The 17,726-nt window shown below is 69.0% G+C and carries 13 protein-coding genes and 1 tRNA gene; 4 read left to right on the top strand and 10 right to left on the bottom strand.

The genetic code is table 11. The annotated features are described in order from the left end of the window. Nucleotides 1–265 precede the first annotated feature (265 nt). Entirely contained in the window at nucleotides 266–4,174 is a 3,909-nt protein-coding gene (locus FB557_RS03765) for a DNA-directed RNA polymerase subunit beta' (RefSeq protein ID WP_144855637.1), read from the bottom strand. Nucleotides 4,175–4,286: 112 nt separating this feature from the next. Further along, on the bottom strand, nucleotides 4,287–7,769 hold the full coding sequence (gene rpoB, locus FB557_RS03760; protein ID WP_144855635.1) for a DNA-directed RNA polymerase subunit beta: 3,483 nt from the start codon (nucleotides 7,767–7,769) through the stop codon (nucleotides 4,287–4,289). 322 nt (nucleotides 7,770–8,091) lie between these two features. Here rpoB and FB557_RS03755 point away from each other — a divergent pair, with 322 nt between their 5' ends. Continuing rightward, nucleotides 8,092–9,321, top strand: a complete 1,230-nt coding sequence (locus FB557_RS03755; RefSeq protein ID WP_144855633.1) for a phospholipase D-like domain-containing protein — start codon at nucleotides 8,092–8,094, stop codon at nucleotides 9,319–9,321. 216 nt (nucleotides 9,322–9,537) lie between these two features. On the opposite strand, the gene rplL is transcribed toward FB557_RS03755, so the two are convergent. The 8 genes from rplL to FB557_RS03715 form a co-directional block, all read right to left on the bottom strand. Further along, the gene (gene rplL / locus FB557_RS03750) at nucleotides 9,538–9,930 is read right to left on the bottom strand and encodes a 50S ribosomal protein L7/L12 (RefSeq protein WP_144855632.1); all 393 of its coding nucleotides are present in this window, start codon (nucleotides 9,928–9,930) and stop codon (nucleotides 9,538–9,540) included. 72 nt (nucleotides 9,931–10,002) lie between these two features. Next, on the bottom strand, nucleotides 10,003–10,653 hold the full coding sequence (gene rplJ, locus FB557_RS03745) for a 50S ribosomal protein L10 (protein WP_144855630.1): 651 nt from the start codon (nucleotides 10,651–10,653) through the stop codon (nucleotides 10,003–10,005). 275 nt (nucleotides 10,654–10,928) lie between these two features. After that, nucleotides 10,929–11,741, bottom strand: a complete 813-nt coding sequence (locus FB557_RS03740; RefSeq protein WP_144855628.1) for an SCO4651 family lipoprotein — start codon at nucleotides 11,739–11,741, stop codon at nucleotides 10,929–10,931. Nucleotides 11,742–11,890: 149 nt separating this feature from the next. After that, complete coding sequence (gene rplA, locus FB557_RS03735) at nucleotides 11,891–12,631, bottom strand: 50S ribosomal protein L1 (protein WP_144855626.1); 741 nt, start codon at nucleotides 12,629–12,631, stop codon at nucleotides 11,891–11,893. Nucleotides 12,632–12,750: 119 nt separating this feature from the next. Next, on the bottom strand, nucleotides 12,751–13,182 hold the full coding sequence (gene rplK, locus FB557_RS03730) for a 50S ribosomal protein L11 (RefSeq protein ID WP_144855624.1): 432 nt from the start codon (nucleotides 13,180–13,182) through the stop codon (nucleotides 12,751–12,753). Nucleotides 13,183–13,278: 96 nt separating this feature from the next. Further along, the gene (gene nusG, locus FB557_RS03725; RefSeq protein ID WP_144855622.1) at nucleotides 13,279–14,193 is read right to left on the bottom strand and encodes a transcription termination/antitermination protein NusG; all 915 of its coding nucleotides are present in this window, start codon (nucleotides 14,191–14,193) and stop codon (nucleotides 13,279–13,281) included. 79 nt (nucleotides 14,194–14,272) lie between these two features. After that, complete coding sequence (gene secE / locus FB557_RS03720) at nucleotides 14,273–14,533, bottom strand: preprotein translocase subunit SecE (RefSeq protein ID WP_246074377.1); 261 nt, start codon at nucleotides 14,531–14,533, stop codon at nucleotides 14,273–14,275. Nucleotides 14,534–14,617: 84 nt separating this feature from the next. Then, nucleotides 14,618–14,690, bottom strand: a tRNA-Trp gene (locus FB557_RS03715). A gap of 157 nt (nucleotides 14,691–14,847) precedes the next feature. On the opposite strand from FB557_RS03715, the gene FB557_RS03710 reads away from it, so the two are divergent. The 3 genes from FB557_RS03710 to FB557_RS03700 are packed head-to-tail and all read left to right on the top strand — an operon-like array spanning nucleotide 14,848 to nucleotide 17,698. Beyond that, nucleotides 14,848–16,152 (top strand): aspartate aminotransferase type Ic, encoded by a 1,305-nt coding sequence (locus tag FB557_RS03710; protein WP_144855618.1) that lies wholly within the window; start codon nucleotides 14,848–14,850, stop codon nucleotides 16,150–16,152. Next, a complete protein-coding gene (locus tag FB557_RS03705) occupies nucleotides 16,149–16,655 on the top strand; it encodes a DUF5709 domain-containing protein (RefSeq protein ID WP_144855616.1) in 507 nt (168 codons plus the stop codon). Before FB557_RS03710 ends, FB557_RS03705 begins: the two co-directional genes overlap by 4 nt. After that, nucleotides 16,652–17,698 (top strand): adenosine deaminase, encoded by a 1,047-nt coding sequence (locus tag FB557_RS03700; RefSeq protein ID WP_144855614.1) that lies wholly within the window; start codon nucleotides 16,652–16,654, stop codon nucleotides 17,696–17,698. Before FB557_RS03705 ends, FB557_RS03700 begins: the two co-directional genes overlap by 4 nt. The last annotated feature ends 28 nt before the right edge of the window (nucleotides 17,699–17,726 follow it).

The raw sequence follows: 17,726 nt of genomic DNA, 5'->3' as shown, positions 1-17,726 counted from the left end.
TTCGGCGAGGGATGCGACCCAGCTCCCCGGCGTGTTTCCCTTGATTTTCCGGGGATCGTCGGCTGTCGTCGCCACATCCGTCACACCAGCACCATCTCGCGGTGGCCCGTCGCGCCTCACCCGAGAAGGTGCACCTTCACCCGGGGTCGGTAGTCGGGTGAAGGCGCACCTTCTCCCTGAACCCGATACGTGGGTGGCAGGGCGAAGGGGGGACCGGTCACCCGATGGTGACCAGTCCCCCCTTCGGCGGGCTCGAGCGCGCAGGTCAGAGGCGGTCCAGCCCCAGCTCCGCGTCGTCGAGGCGCACCGCCTCGCCGCTGCCCGGGCCGAAGACCGGGTAGGCGTACTCGTCGTAGCTCGGCAGCGTGTACATCGCCGCGCGGGCCTCCTCGGTCGGCTCCACCGCGATGTTGCGGTAGCGCAGCAGCCCGGTCCCGGCCGGGATGAGCTTGCCGAGGATGACGTTCTCCTTCAGGCCGAGCAGCGGGTCGCTCTTGGCCTCCATCGCGGCCTCGGTGAGGACGCGGGTCGTCTCCTGGAAGGAGGCGGCGGAGAGCCACGAGTCGGTCGCGAGCGAAGCCTTCGTGATGCCCATGAGCTCGGGGCGACCCGAGGCCGGGCGGCCACCCTCGGACACAGCCCGCCGGTTGGCGTCCTCGAAGCGGGAGCGCTCGGCGAGCATGCCCGGCAGGAGCCCGGTGTCACCGGACTCGAGCACGGTGATCCGCCGCAGCATCTGGCGGACGATGACCTCGATGTGCTTGTCGTGGATCGACACACCCTGCTGGCGGTAGACCTTCTGCACCTCGTCGACGAGGTGCTTCTGCGCCTGCCGCGGCCCGAGGATGCGCAGCACCTGCTTCGGGTCGATCGCGCCCTGGACCAGCTGGGTGCCGACCTCGACGCTCTGCCCGTCCTCGACGAGCAGGCGCGCGCGCTTGCTCACCGGGTAGGCGTGCTCGTCACCGTTGTCGGCCGCCAGGAGGATCCGGCGGGCCTTGTCGGTGTCCTCGACCGTGACCCGGCCGCTCGCCTCGGCGATCGGGGCGACGCCCTTGGGGGTGCGCGCCTCGAAGAGCTCGACGACACGCGGCAGACCCTGGGTGATGTCGTCACCGGCCACACCACCGGTGTGGAAGGTCCGCATCGTCAGCTGGGTGCCGGGCTCACCGATCGACTGGGCCGCGATGATGCCGACGGCCTCGCCGATGTCGACGAGCTGGCCGGTCGCCAGCGAGCGGCCGTAGCACTTCGAGCAGGTCCCGACGCTGGACTCGCAGGTGAGCACCGAGCGCACCTTGACCTCGTCGATGCCCGCCTCGTAGAGCCGGCCGATGACCACGTCACCGAGGTCGGAGCCCGCCTCCGCGAGCACCTCGCCACCGGACTCCACGTCCGCCGCGACGCATCGGGCGTAGGCGGTGAACTCGACGTCGTCGTGCAGGCGCCGGGTCCCGGTGACCTCGTCGTGCTGGGCGATCGGCATGGTCAGGCCACGCTCGGTGCCGCAGTCGTCCTCGCGGATGATGACGTCCTGGCTGACGTCGACGAGACGACGGGTGAGGTACCCCGAGTCCGCCGTCCGCAGCGCGGTGTCGGCCAGTCCCTTGCGGGCACCGTGGGTCGAGATGAAGAACTCGACCACGGAGAGGCCCTCGCGGAAGTTGGTCCGGATCGGACGGGGGATGATCTCGCCCTTCGGGTTGGCCATGAGGCCACGCATGCCGGCGATCTGACGCAGCTGGAACCAGTTGCCTCGGGCACCCGAGCTGACCATGCGGTAGATCGGGTTGTCCTTGGGGAAGTTCTCCTGCATGTCGTCGGCGACCTTGTTCGTCGCCTGGGTCCAGATCTCGATGAGCTCCTGGCGCCGCTCGTCGTCGGTGATCAGACCACGCTCGTACTGGGTCTGGACCTTCGTCGCCTTCGCCTCGTACTCGGCGAGGATCTCCGCCTTGTTGTCGGGGGTGACGACGTCGCTCACCGCGACGGTCGTGCCCGAGCGGGAGGCCCAGTAGTAGCCGGCCTCCTTGAGCGCGTCGAGCGAGGCCGCGACCTGCACCTTGGTGTAGCGCTCGGCGAGGTCGTTGACGATCGTCGAGAGCCGCTTCTTGTCGACCGGCTCGTTGACGAAGGCGTAGTCACCCGGCAGGCACTTGCTGAAGATCGCCCGGCCGAGCGTGGTCGTCGCGGTCCACTGAGCGAGCACGCCGCTCTCGTCCGGCTCGACGCCCTCGGGCAGCTCGGTGCCCTCCGGCGGCCGCACGTCGTGCAGCCGGATCTTGACCGGCGTGCCGATCTTGATCTCACCGGCGTCGAAGGCCATCTGCGCCTCGGCGGTCGAGGCGAAGGAGCGCAGCCGGGGGTTGCCCTCGTCGTCGACCTCGCCGTCGTGCGCCAGCTCCGAGGTGAGGTGGAACAGGCCGATGATCATGTCCTGGGTGGGCATGGTCACGGGCCGGCCGTCGGCCGGCTTGAGGATGTTGTTCGAGGACAGCATGAGGATGCGGGCCTCGGCCTGGGCCTCCGCCGAGAGCGGCAGGTGCACGGCCATCTGGTCACCGTCGAAGTCCGCGTTGAAGGCGGTGCAGACGAGCGGGTGGATCTGGATGGCCTTGCCCTCGACGAGCTGCGGCTCGAAGGCCTGGATGCCCAGACGGTGCAGCGTGGGCGCGCGGTTGAGCAGCACCGGGTGCTCGGTGATGACCTCTTCGAGGACGTCCCACACGACCGGGCGCTGACGCTCGACCATCCGCTTGGCCGACTTGATGTTCTGGGCGTGGTCGAGGTCGACGAGCCGCTTCATGACGAAGGGCTTGAAGAGCTCGAGCGCCATCGCCTTGGGCAGACCGCACTGGTGCAGCTTCAGCTGCGGGCCGACGACGATGACCGAACGGCCCGAGTAGTCGACGCGCTTGCCGAGGAGGTTCTGACGGAAGCGGCCCTGCTTGCCCTTGAGCATGTCGGAGAGCGACTTCAGCGGACGGTTGCCCGGGCCGGTCACCGCACGACCACGACGGCCGTTGTCAAAGAGGTTGTCGACCGCCTCCTGCAGCATCCGCTTCTCGTTGTTGACGATGATCTCGGGCGCGCCGAGGTCGAGCAGTCGCTTGAGCCGGTTGTTGCGGTTGATCACGCGGCGGTAAAGGTCGTTCAGGTCCGAGGTGGCGAAGCGGCCACCGTCGAGCTGGACCATCGGACGCAGGTCCGGCGGGATCACCGGGACGGCGTCGAGCACCATCCCGGCCGGCTCGTTCTCGGTCGTGAGGAAGGCGGTGACGACCTTGAGCCGCTTCAGGGCGCGCGTCTTCTTCTGCCCCTTGCCGGTCGCGATGGTCTCGCGCAGCGAGGCGGCCTCGGCCTCGAGGTCGAAGGTCTCGAGGCGCTTCTGGATCGCCGCGGCGCCCATGCCGCCCTCGAAGTACATGCCGAAGCGGTCCCGCATCTCGCGGTAGAGCGCCTCGTCACCCTCGAGGTCCTGGACCTTGAGGTTCTTGAAGCGGTCCCAGACCTGGTTCAGCCGCTCGACCTGGGCGTCCGCACGCTTGCGGATCTGGTTCATCTCGCGCTCGGCGGAGTCCTTGACCTTGCGCTTGGCGTCGGACTTCGCGCCCTCGGCCTCGAGCTCGGCGATGTCGCTCTCGAGCTTCTTGGCGCGCGCCTCGACGTCGGAGTCACGCTTGTTCTCCATGGCCTTGCGCTCGGTCTCGATCTCGGCCTCGAGCGAGGGCAGGTCGGCGTGACGCTGGTCCTCGTCGACGCTGGTGATCATGTACGCCGCGAAGTAGATGACCTTCTCGAGGTCCTTCGGGGCGAGGTCCATGAGGTACCCGAGGCGGCTCGGGACACCCTTGAAGTACCAGATGTGGGTGACGGGGGCGGCGAGCTCGATGTGGCCCATCCGCTCGCGGCGCACGCCCGCCCGGGTCACCTCGACGCCGCAGCGCTCGCAGATGATGCCCTTGAAGCGGACCCGCTTGTACTTCCCGCAGGAGCACTCCCAGTCGCGGGTGGGGCCGAAGATGCGCTCGCAGAACAGCCCCTCCTTCTCCGGCTTGAGGGTGCGGTAGTTGATGGTCTCCGGCTTCTTGACCTCGCCGTGGCTCCAGTTACGGATGTCCTTGCCGGTCGCGAGGCCGATGCGCAGCTCGTCGAAGAAGTTGACGTCGAGCACGTGCTTCCTTCTCTCGTTGATCGAGGTGAATCTCAAAAGGTCAGGTGGGTCGGGTGGGGCCTGCCGCCCGGCGACGAAGGGGTGAGCAGCTCACCCCTTCGTCGCGGCCGGGTCAGACCTCCTCGACCGAGGAGGGCTCGCGCCGGGAGAGGTCGATGCCGAGCTCTTCAGCGGCCCGGAAGACGTCGTCCTCGTTGTCTCGCATCTCGATGGTGCCGCCCTCGGTGTTGAGGACCTCCACGTTGAGGCAGAGGGACTGCATCTCCTTGATGAGCACCTTGAAGGACTCGGGGATGCCCGGCTCGGGGATGTTCTCGCCCTTGACGACCGCCTCGTAGACCTTGACGCGGCCCGTGACGTCGTCGGACTTGATCGTCAGCAGCTCCTGCAGCGCGTAGGAGGCGCCGTAGGCCTCGAGGGCCCACACCTCCATCTCGCCGAAGCGCTGGCCACCGAACTGTGCCTTACCACCGAGCGGCTGCTGGGTGATCATCGAGTACGGCCCCGTGCTGCGGGCGTGGATCTTGTCGTCCACGAGGTGGTGCAGCTTGAGGATGTACATGTAGCCGACCGAGACCGGGTCCGGGTACGGCTCGCCCGAGCGGCCGTCGAAGAGCTGGGTCTTGCCCGAGCTGTCGATGAGCCGCTGACCGTCCCGGGTGGGGCGGGTCGAGTCGAGCAGACCGCGGATCTCCTCCTCGCTGGCACCGTCGAAGACGGGGCTCGCGACACGGGTGTCCGGCTCGGCCGAGCGCGCGTCCTCGGGGATCATCTGGGCCCACTCCGGGTTGCCCGCGATCTCCCAGCCGCGGCTGGCGGCCCAGCCGAGGTGCAGCTCGAGGATCTGCCCGATGTTCATCCGGCCCGGCACGCCGAGCGGGTTGAGCACGACGTCGACGGGGGTGCCGTCCTCGAGGAAAGGCATGTCCTCGACCGGGAGGATCTTCGAGATCACGCCCTTGTTGCCGTGGCGGCCGGCGAGCTTGTCACCGTCGGTGATCTTGCGCTTGTTCGCGACGTAGACGCGCACCAGCTGGTTCACGCCCGGGGGCAGCTCGTCGCCCTCATCCTTGTCGAAGACCTTGACGCCGATGACCGTGCCGGTCTCGCCGTGCGGGACCTTCATCGAGGTGTCGCGGACCTCACGCGCCTTCTCACCGAAGATCGCCCGGAGCAGCCGCTCCTCCGGGGTGAGCTCGGTCTCCCCCTTCGGGGTGACCTTGCCGACGAGGAGGTCGCCGTCGCGCACCTCCGCGCCGATCCGGATGATGCCGCGCTCGTCGAGGTCGGCGAGGACCTCCTCGGAGACGTTCGGGATGTCCCGGGTGATCTCCTCCGGCCCGAGCTTGGTGTCGCGGGCGTCGACCTCGTGCTCCTCGATGTGGATCGAGGAGAGGACGTCGTCCTGCACCAGACGCTGGCTGAGGATGATCGCGTCCTCGTAGTTGTAGCCCTCCCACGGCATGAAGGCCACGAGCAGGTTGCGCCCGAGGGCCATCTCGCCGCCGTCGGTCGCCGGGCCGTCAGCGAGCAGCTGGCCGGCCTCGACGTGCTCGCCCTCGGCGACCATGACGCGCTGGTTGTAGGAGTTGCCCTGGTTGGACCGGTTGAACTTCATGATCCGGTACGAGCGGCTGCCGCCGTCGTCCTGGGCCACGGTCACCAGGTCGGCAGAGACCTCGGTGACGACACCGGCCTTCTCGGCCCGGACGACGTCGCCGGAGTCCAGCGCGGCACGGTGCTCCATGCCGGTGCCGACGTACGGCGCCTCGGCCCGCACCAGCGGGACCGCCTGACGCTGCATGTTGGCGCCCATGAGCGCACGGTTGGCATCGTCGTGCTCGAGGAAGGGGATCATCGCGGTCGCCGCGGAGACCATCTGGCGCGGCGAGACGTCCATGTAGTCGACGTCCTCGGCCGGCACCTGGTCGACCTCGCCGCCCTTGGTCCGCGCCAGCACCCGCTCGTTCACGAAGCGCTGGTCGTCGCTGAGCTCGGCGTTGGCCTGGGCGACGATGTACTTGTCCTCCTCGTCGGCGGACAGGTAGTCGATCGTCTCGGTCACCTTGCCGTCCTCGACCTTGCGGTAGGGCGTCTCGATGAAGCCGAAGGAGTTGATCCGCCCGTAGCTCGCGAGCGAGCCGATGAGGCCGATGTTCGGGCCCTCAGGGGTCTCGATCGGGCACATCCGGCCGTAGTGCGACGGGTGGACGTCACGGACCTCCATCTGGGCGCGGTCGCGGCTGATGCCGCCCGGCCCCAGCGCCGAGAGGCGACGCTTGTGCGTCAGACCCGACAGCGGGTTGTTCTGGTCCATGAACTGCGAGAGCTGGCTGGTGCCGAAGAACTCCTTGATGGAGGCGACGACCGGCCGGATGTTGATCAGGGTCTGCGGCGTGATCGCCTCGACGTCCTGGGTGGTCATCCGCTCGCGCACGACCCGCTCCATGCGGGAGAGGCCGGTGCGGACCTGGTTCTGGATCAGCTCGCCGACCGAGCGCACCCGGCGGTTGCCGAAGTGGTCGATGTCGTCGGTCTCGACCGGCAGCTCCACGGTCTCGCCGTCGCGGCTGCCCTGCATCGTGTCCTCGCCGGCGTGCAGCGCGACGAGGTACTTCAGGGTGGCGACGATGTCCTCGAGGGAGAGCACCGACGCGTCCAGCCCGACCTCGACCCCGAGCTTGCGGTTCATCTTGTACCGGCCGACCTTGGCCAGGTCGTACCGCTTGGGGTTGAAGTAGAGGTTGTCGAGGAGGTTCTGCGCCGCCTCACGGGTCGGCGGCTCGCCCGGCCGCAGCTTGCGGTAGAGGTCGAGCAGCGCCTGGTCCTGGTCCTCGAGGTGGTCCTTCTCGAGGGTGAGCTCGATCGACTCGTAGCCCTCGAACTCGGCGCGGATCTCGGCCTCGGTCATCCCGAGCGCCTTGAGCAGGGTGGTCACCGGCTGCTTGCGCTTGCGGTCGACGCGCACGCCGACCATGTCGCGCTTGTCGATCTCGAACTCCAGCCAGGCGCCCCGGCTGGGGATGACCTTGGCCGAGTAGACGTCCTTGTCGGAGGTCTTGTCCGGGGTGCGCTCGAAGTACACGCCGGGGCTGCGGACGAGCTGGCTGACGACGACCCGCTCGGTGCCGTTGATGATGAAGGTGCCGCGGTCGGTCATGAGCGGGAACTCGCCCATGAAGACGGTCTGGCTCTTGATCTCGCCGGTCTCGGCGTTCATGAACTCCGCGGTGACGAAGAGGGGCGCGGAGTAGGTCTGGTCGCGCTCCTTGCAGTCATCGACCGAGTACTTGGGCTCTTCGAAGCGGCCCTCGGAGAAGGACAGCGACATCGAGCCGGAGAAGTCCTCGATGGGGGAGATCTCCTCGAAGATGTCGTCCAGGCCGGACTTGGCCGGCAGGTCCTTGCGACCGCTGGCCTTGGCAGCGGCGACCCGCTCCTGCCAGCGCTGGTTGCCGAGGAGCCAGTCGAAGCTCTCCGTCTGGAGGGCGAGGAGGTCGGGGACCTCCAGGGGCTCGCGAATCTTCGCGAACGAGAGACGGCCGCTGGCCGTCCTTGCGGTGGACATCGGGGATGCGGTGCGCGAGGCAGCCAAGGATGTTCCTTCCACGGGCCGTGATGGTCGGGTGGCGCTGTCCATCACCGATCTGCACCGTCGCGCCGCAGCACCGGGCGACAACCGCTGGGCGGTGACGCTGAGCGCAGGCACGACGACAGAGGGCAAGGGGAGCGCAAGGGTTCAGCATAGGGGCTGAGGGGCACGCCTGTCCAACCCGGTCAAGTCCCCGACCTGACGGTGGTCGCCACGTGGTCCCGGCCGCAAGCCGGGCGCGTCCTTCGGCACGTGGGTGTGTCGACGCGACGAGGATGAACCACGCGCACCCCCTTCGTCAAGCAGGCAGGCCTAAAGTGCGGGCATGCCCGACCGTTATGCCCGAAGCCTCCTCCGAACAGGCCTGACCACGACGCTCGCGGCTCAGGCGCTCACCGTGGCCGGGCTCCTCGCCTTCGACACGCTCCGCAAGCGCGACCGACCGGGCCGGCGGCTGCCTCGGGCGGAGTCACGGGTCATCGACGTCGACGGCGGGAGGCTGCGGATCTATACCTCGGGCGAGTCGCTCTACGAGGACATGCTCGCCGACATCGAGGCCGCGCGGTCGCACATCTTCTTCGAGTCCTTCATCTGGAAGAACGACGAGGTCGGGCGCGCCTTCAAGGACGCCCTTGTCCGGGCCCACGAGCGGGGGGTCGAGGTCTTCGTCGCGTTCGACGAGTTCGCCAACCTTGTCGTCCCGCGCTCCTTCTTCGACCTGCCGGACGGGATCCACGTCAAGCGGCACCCGCTCATCGGACACTTTCCGTACGTCCTCCCCCGCAACCTCGGGCGTGACCACCGCAAGCTGCTCGTCGTGGACCACGACGCGGCCTATCTCGGCGGCTACAACATCGGCGCGCTGTACGCCGACCGGTGGCGCGACACCCATGCCCGGGTGAGCGGCGAGATGGTCGTCGAGCTGAGCAACGCCTTCATCGACTACTGGAACGTCGCACCCGGCAACTCCGTCCCGCGGGTGCACACCCCCATGGCCCGGACCTGGAGCCAGAACATGCGGGTGCACCGCAACACCCCGGTCGACATGGTCTACCCGATCCGCAACATGTACCTCGAGGCGATCGACCGGGCCGAGAAGAACGTCTACCTCACCGTGGCCTACCTGCTGCCGGACTCGGTGCTCGAGCGGGCCCTGACCGACGCCACCAGACGCGGCGTGGACGTACGGATCATCGTGCCCCACTTCAGCAACCACATCGTCGCCGACTGGGCCAGCCGGGCCCGCTTCGAGCGCCTGTTGCGGGGAGGGGTGCGGATCCTGCGCTACGAGAACGCGATGGTGCACGCCAAGACCGCGACGATCGACGGGCGATGGAGCACGGTCGGCACGGCGAACCTCGACCGGCTCAGCCTGGCCGGCAACTACGAGATCAACATCGAGATCCTCGACTCCGGCGTCGCCGCGCAGATGGAGGAGATCTTCGCCGCCGACGCCCAGAACTGCACCGAGCTGACGCTCGAGGAGTGGATCGAGCGCCCGCTCGTCCTGCGCGTCTCCGAAGGCCTCATCTCCCCCTACCGCCCGCTCCTCTGACCACACCAGCCCCTCCCCCTTCGCCCTGCCCTCCCCCTTCGCCAGATCCGAATTCCCCTAGGCGTTTGACAAGCCGCCGAGGAAATTTCCCGGGCATCTGACAGGAACCTAGGGAGATTCGGATCTGGGGTGCGGGGACGACGAAGGGCGGGCCGCACCTGATCGGTGCGACCCGCCCTTCGCAGCGGATCAGATGCCCTCAGCCGAGGGCGCAGATCACTTGAGCTCGACGGTGGCGCCGGCGCCCTCGAGGGCCTCCTTGGCCTTGTTCGCGGCGTCCTTGTCGACCTTCTCGAGGATCGGCTTCGGAGCGCCGTCGACGAGGTCCTTGGCCTCCTTCAGGCCGAGGGAGGTCAGCGCGCGGACCTCCTTGATGACCTGGATCTTCTTGTCGCCGGCCGCGGTGAGGACGACGTCGAACTCGTCCTGCTCCTCGGCAGCGCCACCGGCCTCGCCGTCACCGGCGGCCGGGGCGGCGCCCGCGACGGCAACCGGGGCCGCGGCGGTGACCTCGAAGGTCTCCTCGAACTGCTTCACGAACTCGGAGAGCTCGATCAGGGTCATCTCCTTGAAGGCCTCAAGGAGCTCGTCGGTGCTGAGCTTCGCCATGATGGGCGTCCTTTCTTGATACGTACTAGCCGTGAGTGGCGTTGTTGTGATGTGGAGCGAAGGGGTGGCCCCTCAGCTCTCGTCGCCACCCTCGGCGACGGTCTCGGTGGCCTCGGACGACGCAGCCTCGTCGGCTGCGGGGGCGTCCTCGGCGGGGGCCTCTTCGGCGGTCTCGGAGGCCGGGGCGTCGGTCGCGACCGGGCCCTGCTCCTCGACCTTGGCGCGCAGCGCGTCGACGACCCGAGCGGTCTGCGCGAGCGGCGCGTTGAAGAGGTAGGCAGCCTGGGTGAGCTGGGCCTTCATGGCACCAGCCAGCTTGCCGAGCAGCACCTCGCGGGACTCGAGCTTGGCAAGCTGGTCGATCTCGTCGGCACTGAGGGGGCTGCCCTCGTAGATGCCGCCCTTGATCACCAGGAGCGGGTTGTCCTTGGCGAAGTTGCGCAGAGCCTTCGCGGCCTCGACCGGGTCACCCTCGACGAAGGCGATCGCGTTCGGTCCGACGAGCTGGCCCTCGAACGCGGACTCGACGCCCGCCTCCTTGGCCGCCCGCTCGGTCAGCGTGTTCTTCACCACGGAGTAGGTGGCGTTGTCACGGAGGGTGCTGCGCAGCTCGGCGAGCTGGGCCACGGACAGGCCGCGGTACTCCGTGAGAACGGCCGCGTTCGAGGTGCGGAACTTCTCCGTCATCTCGGCGATGGCGGCGTTCTTCTCAGCTGTCGCCATGCGGGCCTCCTTCTCGTGCGTGGGGACCGCCTGCTGGCTGCTCGAGCCCGACGGCCCAAGAGAAAGAGCCCCGGCGCAGGGCGCACGGGGCTCGCATCGTGCTCGCCGCGAGGCGAGCTGCTCGCTCAGTGTGTCCTGCGCTGGTCGCCCTCTCGGGGGCCTTCGTCCGGCTCACCTCTCGGTGGGCCGGCAACCGGCGGTCATCGGTCGGGTCAAGGGTAGTGCGCGGCTCCCCCTTCGGCCAAATCCGGGCGCGAAGGGGGACGCCTCACGGGTCAGGGGGTGGCGCTCTCGTTCGTGAGCGTGTCGAGGTCGATGGTCCCGATCTCGGAGTCGGCAGGGGGCGAGACATCCACGGGGGCGCCGTGGTCCGAGTACGTGATGGTCGAGTCGGAGTTGCCCGCGGTGACGACCTTGGTGATCCGCCACTGTGCGTCGACGGTCTGGCGGATGGTGGCGGCCTGGACCTCGGCTGCTGCCTCGGTCGGCAGCTCGGCGCCGACCATCGCCTCGGTCGCCTTCCGGAGCTGGTCCGCGGTCAGCGTGGTCTCGTAGGTGGTCTGGTCACCCTCGACCTCGACGACGGTCGCGTCGACGTCGTCGAGGGTGCTGAGGAACTCGGCCGGGTTGGCGGCCCGCTCGAGGATCCCCAGCAGCGGCGCCATCATCTGGCTCATCATGTCCTCCCCCTCCGGGTCGATCTTGATGAACCTCTTGCCGCCCGTCATCTCCGTGAAGCTGTCGCCGCCGAGGTAGAGCACGTCGTCGGCGTAGATCATCTCCAGCGACTCGCCACCGCTCGTCCCGCTCAGCTCGTAGGCCAGCCCGTCGGTGGTGGACATCTCGCCCTGGAGGTCGCTGCCTTCTCCGGTTGATCTCATCGTGACGGTGCCGGCCTTCTTCATCGCCGCTGCGGTGCGCTCTCCCAGCTCCTTCGCCGACAGGCTGTCGCCGATCGTCGCGACGGACTGCGCCGACTCGCCCGCAGCGCTGGAGGACCCGGCTGCAGTCGATGCGCTGCCCTCGGAACTGCACCCGGTGAGAGCGAGTGCGCCGACGGCGACGAGCGAGACGATGGTGCGCTTCATGCGGGACCCCCTGGAGATGGCGCGGCTGTCGCTCCCGAGGCTAGTGGGTCGGGACAGGCGAAGGGGGATCGGTCCGCGGACCGATCCCCCTTCGGGACCTTCGTCGCACTTAAGGGCAATGCCCTCGAGTGCTTCGGACACGCCTGGGCTCAGGCCTCGGCGACCTCGTCGACGGCGACCGGGGCGGACTCCTCCATGAGGTCCTTGGTCCGGGTGAAGTCCAGCGGGATGCCCGGGCCCATGGTGGTGCTCATGACGGCCTTGGTGATGTAGCGGCCCTTGCTCGCGGACGGCTTGAGCCGGTTGATCTCCTCGAGCGCGGCCGCGTAGTTCTCCACCAGCGCCTTCTCGTCGAAGGACGCCTTGCCGATGATGAAGTGGAGGTTGGCGTGCTTGTCGTTGCGGAACTCGATCTTGCCGCCCTTGATGTCCGAGACCGCCTTGGCGGTGTCCATCGTGACCGTGCCGGTCTTGGGGTTCGGCATGAGGCCGCGCGGCCCGAGGACCTTGCCCAGGCGGCCGACCTTGCCCATGAGGTCCGGGGTGGCGACGACGGCGTCGAAGTCCATCCAGCCGCCCTGGACCTTCTCGAGCATGTCGTCGGTGCCGACGTAGTCCGCACCGGCCTCCTTGGCCGCCTCGGCCTTGTCGCCGCCGGCGAAGACGAGGACTCGCGCGGTCTTGCCGGTGCCGTGCGGCAGGTTCACCGTGCCGCGGACCATCTGGTCGGCCTTGCGCGGGTCGATGCCGAGACGGAAGACGACCTCGACGGTCTCGTCGTACTTGGCCTTGGCGCTCTCCTTGGCCAGGCGCACCGCCTCGAGCGGCGCGTAGAGGCTGTCGCGGTCGATCTTCTCGGCCGAGGCCTGGTAGGTCTTGCTGCGCTTCATGTGCTTCTCCTGATCTGGTGGTGAAGTCGTGGTGCGGGCCAGCGCTGGCCCTCCCACGGGGTGGTGGCTTCGAGGCTCGGGCCGCGGGCGGCCCTAGCGCCTCAACCGACGCGCCGACCTCAGAGGTCGGTGGTGATGCCCATCTGACGAGCGGTGCCGGCGATGATCTTCATCGCGGCATCGATGTCGTTGGCGTTGAGGTCGGGCATCTTGGTCTCGGCGATCTCGCGGACCTGGTCCTTGCTCAGCGAGGCGACCTTGGTCTTGTGCGGCTCACCGGACCCCTTCTGGACGCCGGCGGCCTTCTTGATCAGCTCCGCAGCCGGCGGGGTCTTCGTGATGAAGGTGAAGGACCGGTCTTCGTAGACCGTGATCTCGACCGGGACGACGTTGCCGCGCTGGTCCGCCGTGGCGTCGTTGTACGCCTTGACGAACTCCATGATGTTGACCCCGTGCTGACCGAGCGCGGGACCGACGGGCGGGGCGGGGGTGGCCTGACCGGCCTGGATCTGCAGCTTGATGAAGCCAGAGACCTTCTTCTTGGGAGGCATGTGAGTGCCAGCTCCTTCGTGTGTCGTGGGCCGACGCCATGGGCGATGACCCGGTTGCATGTGCAGCGCCCGAGGCTTCGGGCTGCCGCCCTAACCTCAGATCTTCGCGACCTGGCTGTAGGACAGCTCGACCGGGGTCTCCCGGCCGAAGATGGAGACGAACACCTTGAGCTTCTGGGTGTCCGGGTGGACCTCGGAGATCGTCGCGGGCATGGTCTCGAAGGGGCCCTCGGTGACCGTGACGGACTCGCCGACCTCGAACTCCACGTCGACGACCGTGCTCGGCGCAGCGCCGGCAGAGCCGGACGCGGCCGCAGCAGGCGCGGCAGCAGCCTGCTTCTCCAGGTCCGCGGGCTTGAGCATGGTGTAGACCTCGTCGAGCGTCAGCGGGACCGGGTCGTGCGCGCTGCCGACGAAGCCGGTGACACCCGGGGTGTGTCGCACGGCGCCCCACGACTCGTCGGTGAGGTCCATCCGGACGAGAACGTAACCGGGCATCCGCGGCTGCTTGCGGGTCTTCTTCTGACCGCTCTTGATCTCGGTGACCTCGTCGATCGTGACGGCCACCTCGAAGATGTAGTCCTCCATGTTGAGGTTCGCGATGCGGGTCTCGAGGTTGTGCTTCACCCTGTTCTCGTAGCCGGCGTAGCTGTGGATGACGTACCAGTCGCCGTACTTGCTCGCGAGGTCGTCCTTGAACGCCTGGACCGGGTCCTCCTGCTGCTCGGGCAGCAGGTCGCCGTCCTCGTCCTCGCTCACCTGCTCGGAGGCGGGCTCGGCGTCACCGCTGGCCTGAGCGGGCTCGTCGCCAGCCTCGACATCAGCGGCGCTCTCGGTGCCCTCGCTGCTCTCGGCGGCCTCTGAGGTGTCCTCGCCCTCGGCGAGCGCACGCTCGGCGTCGGCCTCCTCGGCCGTCGGCAGGTCAGGGGTGGCCACACCGCTCTCGGCGGCCTCGGCCTGCGCCGGGGTCTGCTCCTCGTCGGCGAAGGGGCTGGTCGGCTGGTCGGACATGACCTGTAACTACCTCACCTGATTGACAAGCGGCACCGGCCGGCGCCGCGGACTGACTAACGGATCGGGACCGACGGCCTCAGCCGCCGAACACCCAGAGGACGAGCCTGGTGAAGACGAAGTCGAGCCCGGCCACGATGAGCATCATCACCGTGACGAACACGATGACCACCGCGGTGTAGTTCAGCAGCTCCGATCGGGTCGGCCGCACCACCTTGCGAAGCTCGTCGAGCACCTGCGTGATGAACAGTCCGATCGACCCGAAGAACCGGGAGACCGGGTTGCCGCCCTGAGGCTGCTGCCGGCGAGCCCTCGGCGGCTGGGTGCCGAGCTCGGTCACGTCGCCCTCTTCTCTCGTCGTCCAGTCATGCATCTCGTCCGGTCGTGCATCACGTGCGCCGCGACAACGGATGTCGCGTCACCGCAGGGCAGGAGGGACTCGAACCCCCAACCGCCGGTTTTGGAGACCGGTGCTCTACCAATTGAGCCACTGCCCTACGGGCGCCGGGTTGGGCCGACGCCCGTGGCTGACCTCCCTTCGCCCGTCGCCGTGCGCGGGCACGCCGGAGGGTCTGGTCGAAGTCAACCGAGGAACCACCATACGCCAGGTCCGGCCGGGCGTGCGAACCCGGCCGCGGGTGCAAGACTGACCGGGTGAGCGAGCACCACACCCACGCCCCCCTGGCCGACCTGACCGACGAGGCCCTTGCGGGGCTGCTGGCCGACCAGCGAGCGGCCTACGAGGAAGTGGCGGTCCGCGGGCTCTCGCTCGATGTGACCCGCGGCAAGCCGAGCACCGCCCAGCTCGACCTCTCCGATGCGCTGCTCACTCTGCCGACCAGCACCCGCGATCGCTCGGGGACCGACGTGCGCAACTACGGCGGCCTCCAGGGCCTGCCGGAGCTGCGGGAGATCTTCGCCGAGCTGCTCGGTGTCGACCTCGCCCAGCTCATCGCCGGCAACAACTCCTCGCTGACGATGATGCGCGACTGCCTGGTCGACCTGTTGCTCTTCGGCGGGGTCGACTCGCCCCGGCCGTGGAAGGACGAGGAGCGGGTCACCTTCGTGTGCCCGGTGCCCGGTTACGACCGCCACTTCGCCCTGCTCGAGGAGCTCGGGATCGACATGGTCACCGTCCCGATGACCGAGCACGGCCCGGACGTCGATGCGGTCCGAGCCCTCGTCGCGGACGACCCGAGCGTCAAGGGCATGTGGCTCGTCCCGACCTATGCGAACCCGACAGGGCGCACCACGAGCCAGGAGGTCGCGGCCGAGCTGACCGCGATGGTGACGGCGGCGCCGGACTTCAAGATCTTCTGGGACAACGCCTACGCGCTGCACCACCTCGCCGAGACCCAGACCAAGACCGCCGACGTGCTCAGCCTGGCCAGCGCGGCCGGCAACCCGCACCGCGCGATCCTCTTCGCCTCGACGAGCAAGATCACCTACGCCGGGGCCGGCGTGGCCTTCCTCGCCTCCTCCCAGGAGCAGGTCGCCTGGTACCTCGCCCACCTCGGCAAGGGGTCGATCGGGCCGGACAAGGTCAACCACCTGCGGCACGCGGAGTTCTTCGGCGACGCCGACGGGGTCCGCGCGCACATGCGCGCCCACGCCGAGATCATCGCGCCGAAGTTCGCGGCCGTCGACGAGGTGCTCTCGCGCCGGCTGGGCGGGCAGGAGATCGCGACGTGGAACACACCCGAGGGCGGCTACTTCGTCAACCTCGACATCGTGCCGGGGACGGCCAGCCGGGTCGTCGCCCTGGCCAAGGAGGTCGGGCTCGCGCTGACCCCGGCCGGCGCGTCCTTCCCCTACGGCGAGGACCCGAGGGACGAGAACATCCGGCTGGCGCCGACCATGCCGCCGCTGGAGGAGGTGCGCGAGGCGATGGACGTCGTCGCGACGTGCGTCCTCCTCGCAACCGCCGAGAAGCTCACCGAGGAAAGGGCAACGAGATGAGCGAACGAGGAGACGCCAACCTGTCCCGCGGGATCGTCGACCCCGGGCAGCTGCAGCCAGAAGACACCCTCGACGGGGAGCTGGGCAGCGACGTGCTGGACACCGGCTACACCGCGGACGACCGCCCTCGCGGCGACGAGGGGTGGGGCCGGGTCGAGCCTGACCATCACGACAGCATCGAGGACCGGATCGCCCAGGAGGAGGCAGACCCCGCCTCGGCCTACGGTGCACCGGACAACGAGTCGGGGATGGACCGGGAGCGGATCGGCGGGGACGACCCCGACGCGATCGACGCCGACGACGACTGGCTCGGCGACGGCGAGGTCGGCGACGAGCGCGCCGGGCGGCTCGTCGCGCCGGACCAGGGCGACGGCAACGACACCGAGGACGAGGCCTGGGGTCGCGACGTCGGCGTCGACGGCGGTGCGGCCTCCGCCGAGGAGGCGTCGATGCACGTGATCGGCGAGCGCGACGAGGACGAGCGCGGCGAGGAAGAGCGCTGAGCCGCGACCTCTCGCGCCTGCCGAAGGCGCACCTGCACCTGCACTTCACCGGGTCGATGCGGGTGTCGACCGTCCGTGAGATGGCCTCCGCGCACGGCATGCGGCTGCCGCACGCGCTCGGCGTCGAGCACTACCCGCCCCAGCTCTCGGGGGTGGACGAGCGCGGCTGGTTCCGCTTCCAGCGTCTCTACGACGCCGCGCGCCACTGCGTTCGCGGCGAGGACGACATGCGCCGGATCGTCCGCGAGGCGGCGCAGGACGACGGTGCGGAGGGCTCCCGCTGGCTGGAGATCCAGGTCGACCCGACCTCCTACGCCCCCTTCGTCGGGGGGATCACCCCGGCCCTGGAGATCGTGCTCGACGAGGCCCGGTCGGTCTCGTCGACCGCGAGGCGCACCGGCGCGGCCCAGGTGGCGGTCGTCGTCGCGGCCAGCCGCGTCCGCCACCCCCTGGAGGCGCGCACGCTGGCTCGGCTCGCCGCCCAGCACGCGGGGGACGGTCCGGGGACCGTCGTGGGCTTCGGTCTGTCCAACGACGAGCGAAGGGGGGTGACGAGCGACTTCGCGAAGGCGTTCCAGATCGCCGAGCGGGCCGGTCTTGCGCTCGTCCCCCACGGCGGTGAGCTCCTCGGCGCCGACGCCGTGACGGAGACGCTGGATGCGCTCCACCCGGACCGGCTCGGTCACGGGGTACGCGCGGTCGAGGACCCCCGAGTGCTCCAGCGGGTCGTCGAGGAGGGGATCGGCCTCGAGGTCTGTCCCGGCTCCAACGTCTCCCTCGGGGTCTACCCGGAGGAGTCCGCGGTCCCCCTTCGCCGCCTCGTCGACGCCGGCGCCCGGGTCGCGCTGGGTGCCGACGACCCGCTGCTCTTCGGCACGCGGCTTCTTGCCCAGTACGAGATCGCTCGCGAGCTCGGGTTCTCTGACGCGGAGCTTGCCGACCTGGCCCGTGCGTCGGTGCGGATCAGCCGGGCTCCGACGCACACCCGGGCAGAGATGCTGGCGGGTATCGACGACTGGCTGGACTCCCCCTCGCTGCCCTGACCCCAGGAGCGTCCGTGCGGCCCGCCGG

Origin of the sequence: Marihabitans asiaticum (assembly GCF_007828725.1) — a bacterium.
Classification (GTDB): domain Bacteria; phylum Actinomycetota; class Actinomycetes; order Actinomycetales; family Dermatophilaceae; genus Marihabitans; species Marihabitans asiaticum.
Note: the sequence above shows the minus strand (reverse complement) of the source record. Positions and strands in the feature narration are given on the sequence as shown.

Bases quoted from the DNA above. Each gene is read 5' to 3' on its own strand.
- FB557_RS03755 (WP_144855633.1), top strand. From the start codon at position 8,092: ATGCCCGACCGTTATGCCCGAAGCCTCCTCCGAACAGGCCTGACCACG.
- rplL (WP_144855632.1), bottom strand. From the start codon at position 9,930: ATGGCGAAGCTCAGCACCGACGAGCTCCTTGAGGCCTTCAAGGAGATG.
- rplJ (WP_144855630.1), bottom strand. From the start codon at position 10,653: ATGGCGACAGCTGAGAAGAACGCCGCCATCGCCGAGATGACGGAGAAG.
- FB557_RS03740 (WP_144855628.1), bottom strand. From the start codon at position 11,741: ATGAAGCGCACCATCGTCTCGCTCGTCGCCGTCGGCGCACTCGCTCTC.
- rplA (WP_144855626.1), bottom strand. From the start codon at position 12,631: ATGAAGCGCAGCAAGACCTACCAGGCCTCGGCCGAGAAGATCGACCGC.
- rplK (WP_144855624.1), bottom strand. From the start codon at position 13,182: ATGCCTCCCAAGAAGAAGGTCTCTGGCTTCATCAAGCTGCAGATCCAG.
- nusG (WP_144855622.1), bottom strand. From the start codon at position 14,193: ATGTCCGACCAGCCGACCAGCCCCTTCGCCGACGAGGAGCAGACCCCG.
- FB557_RS03705 (WP_144855616.1), top strand. From the start codon at position 16,149: ATGAGCGAACGAGGAGACGCCAACCTGTCCCGCGGGATCGTCGACCCC.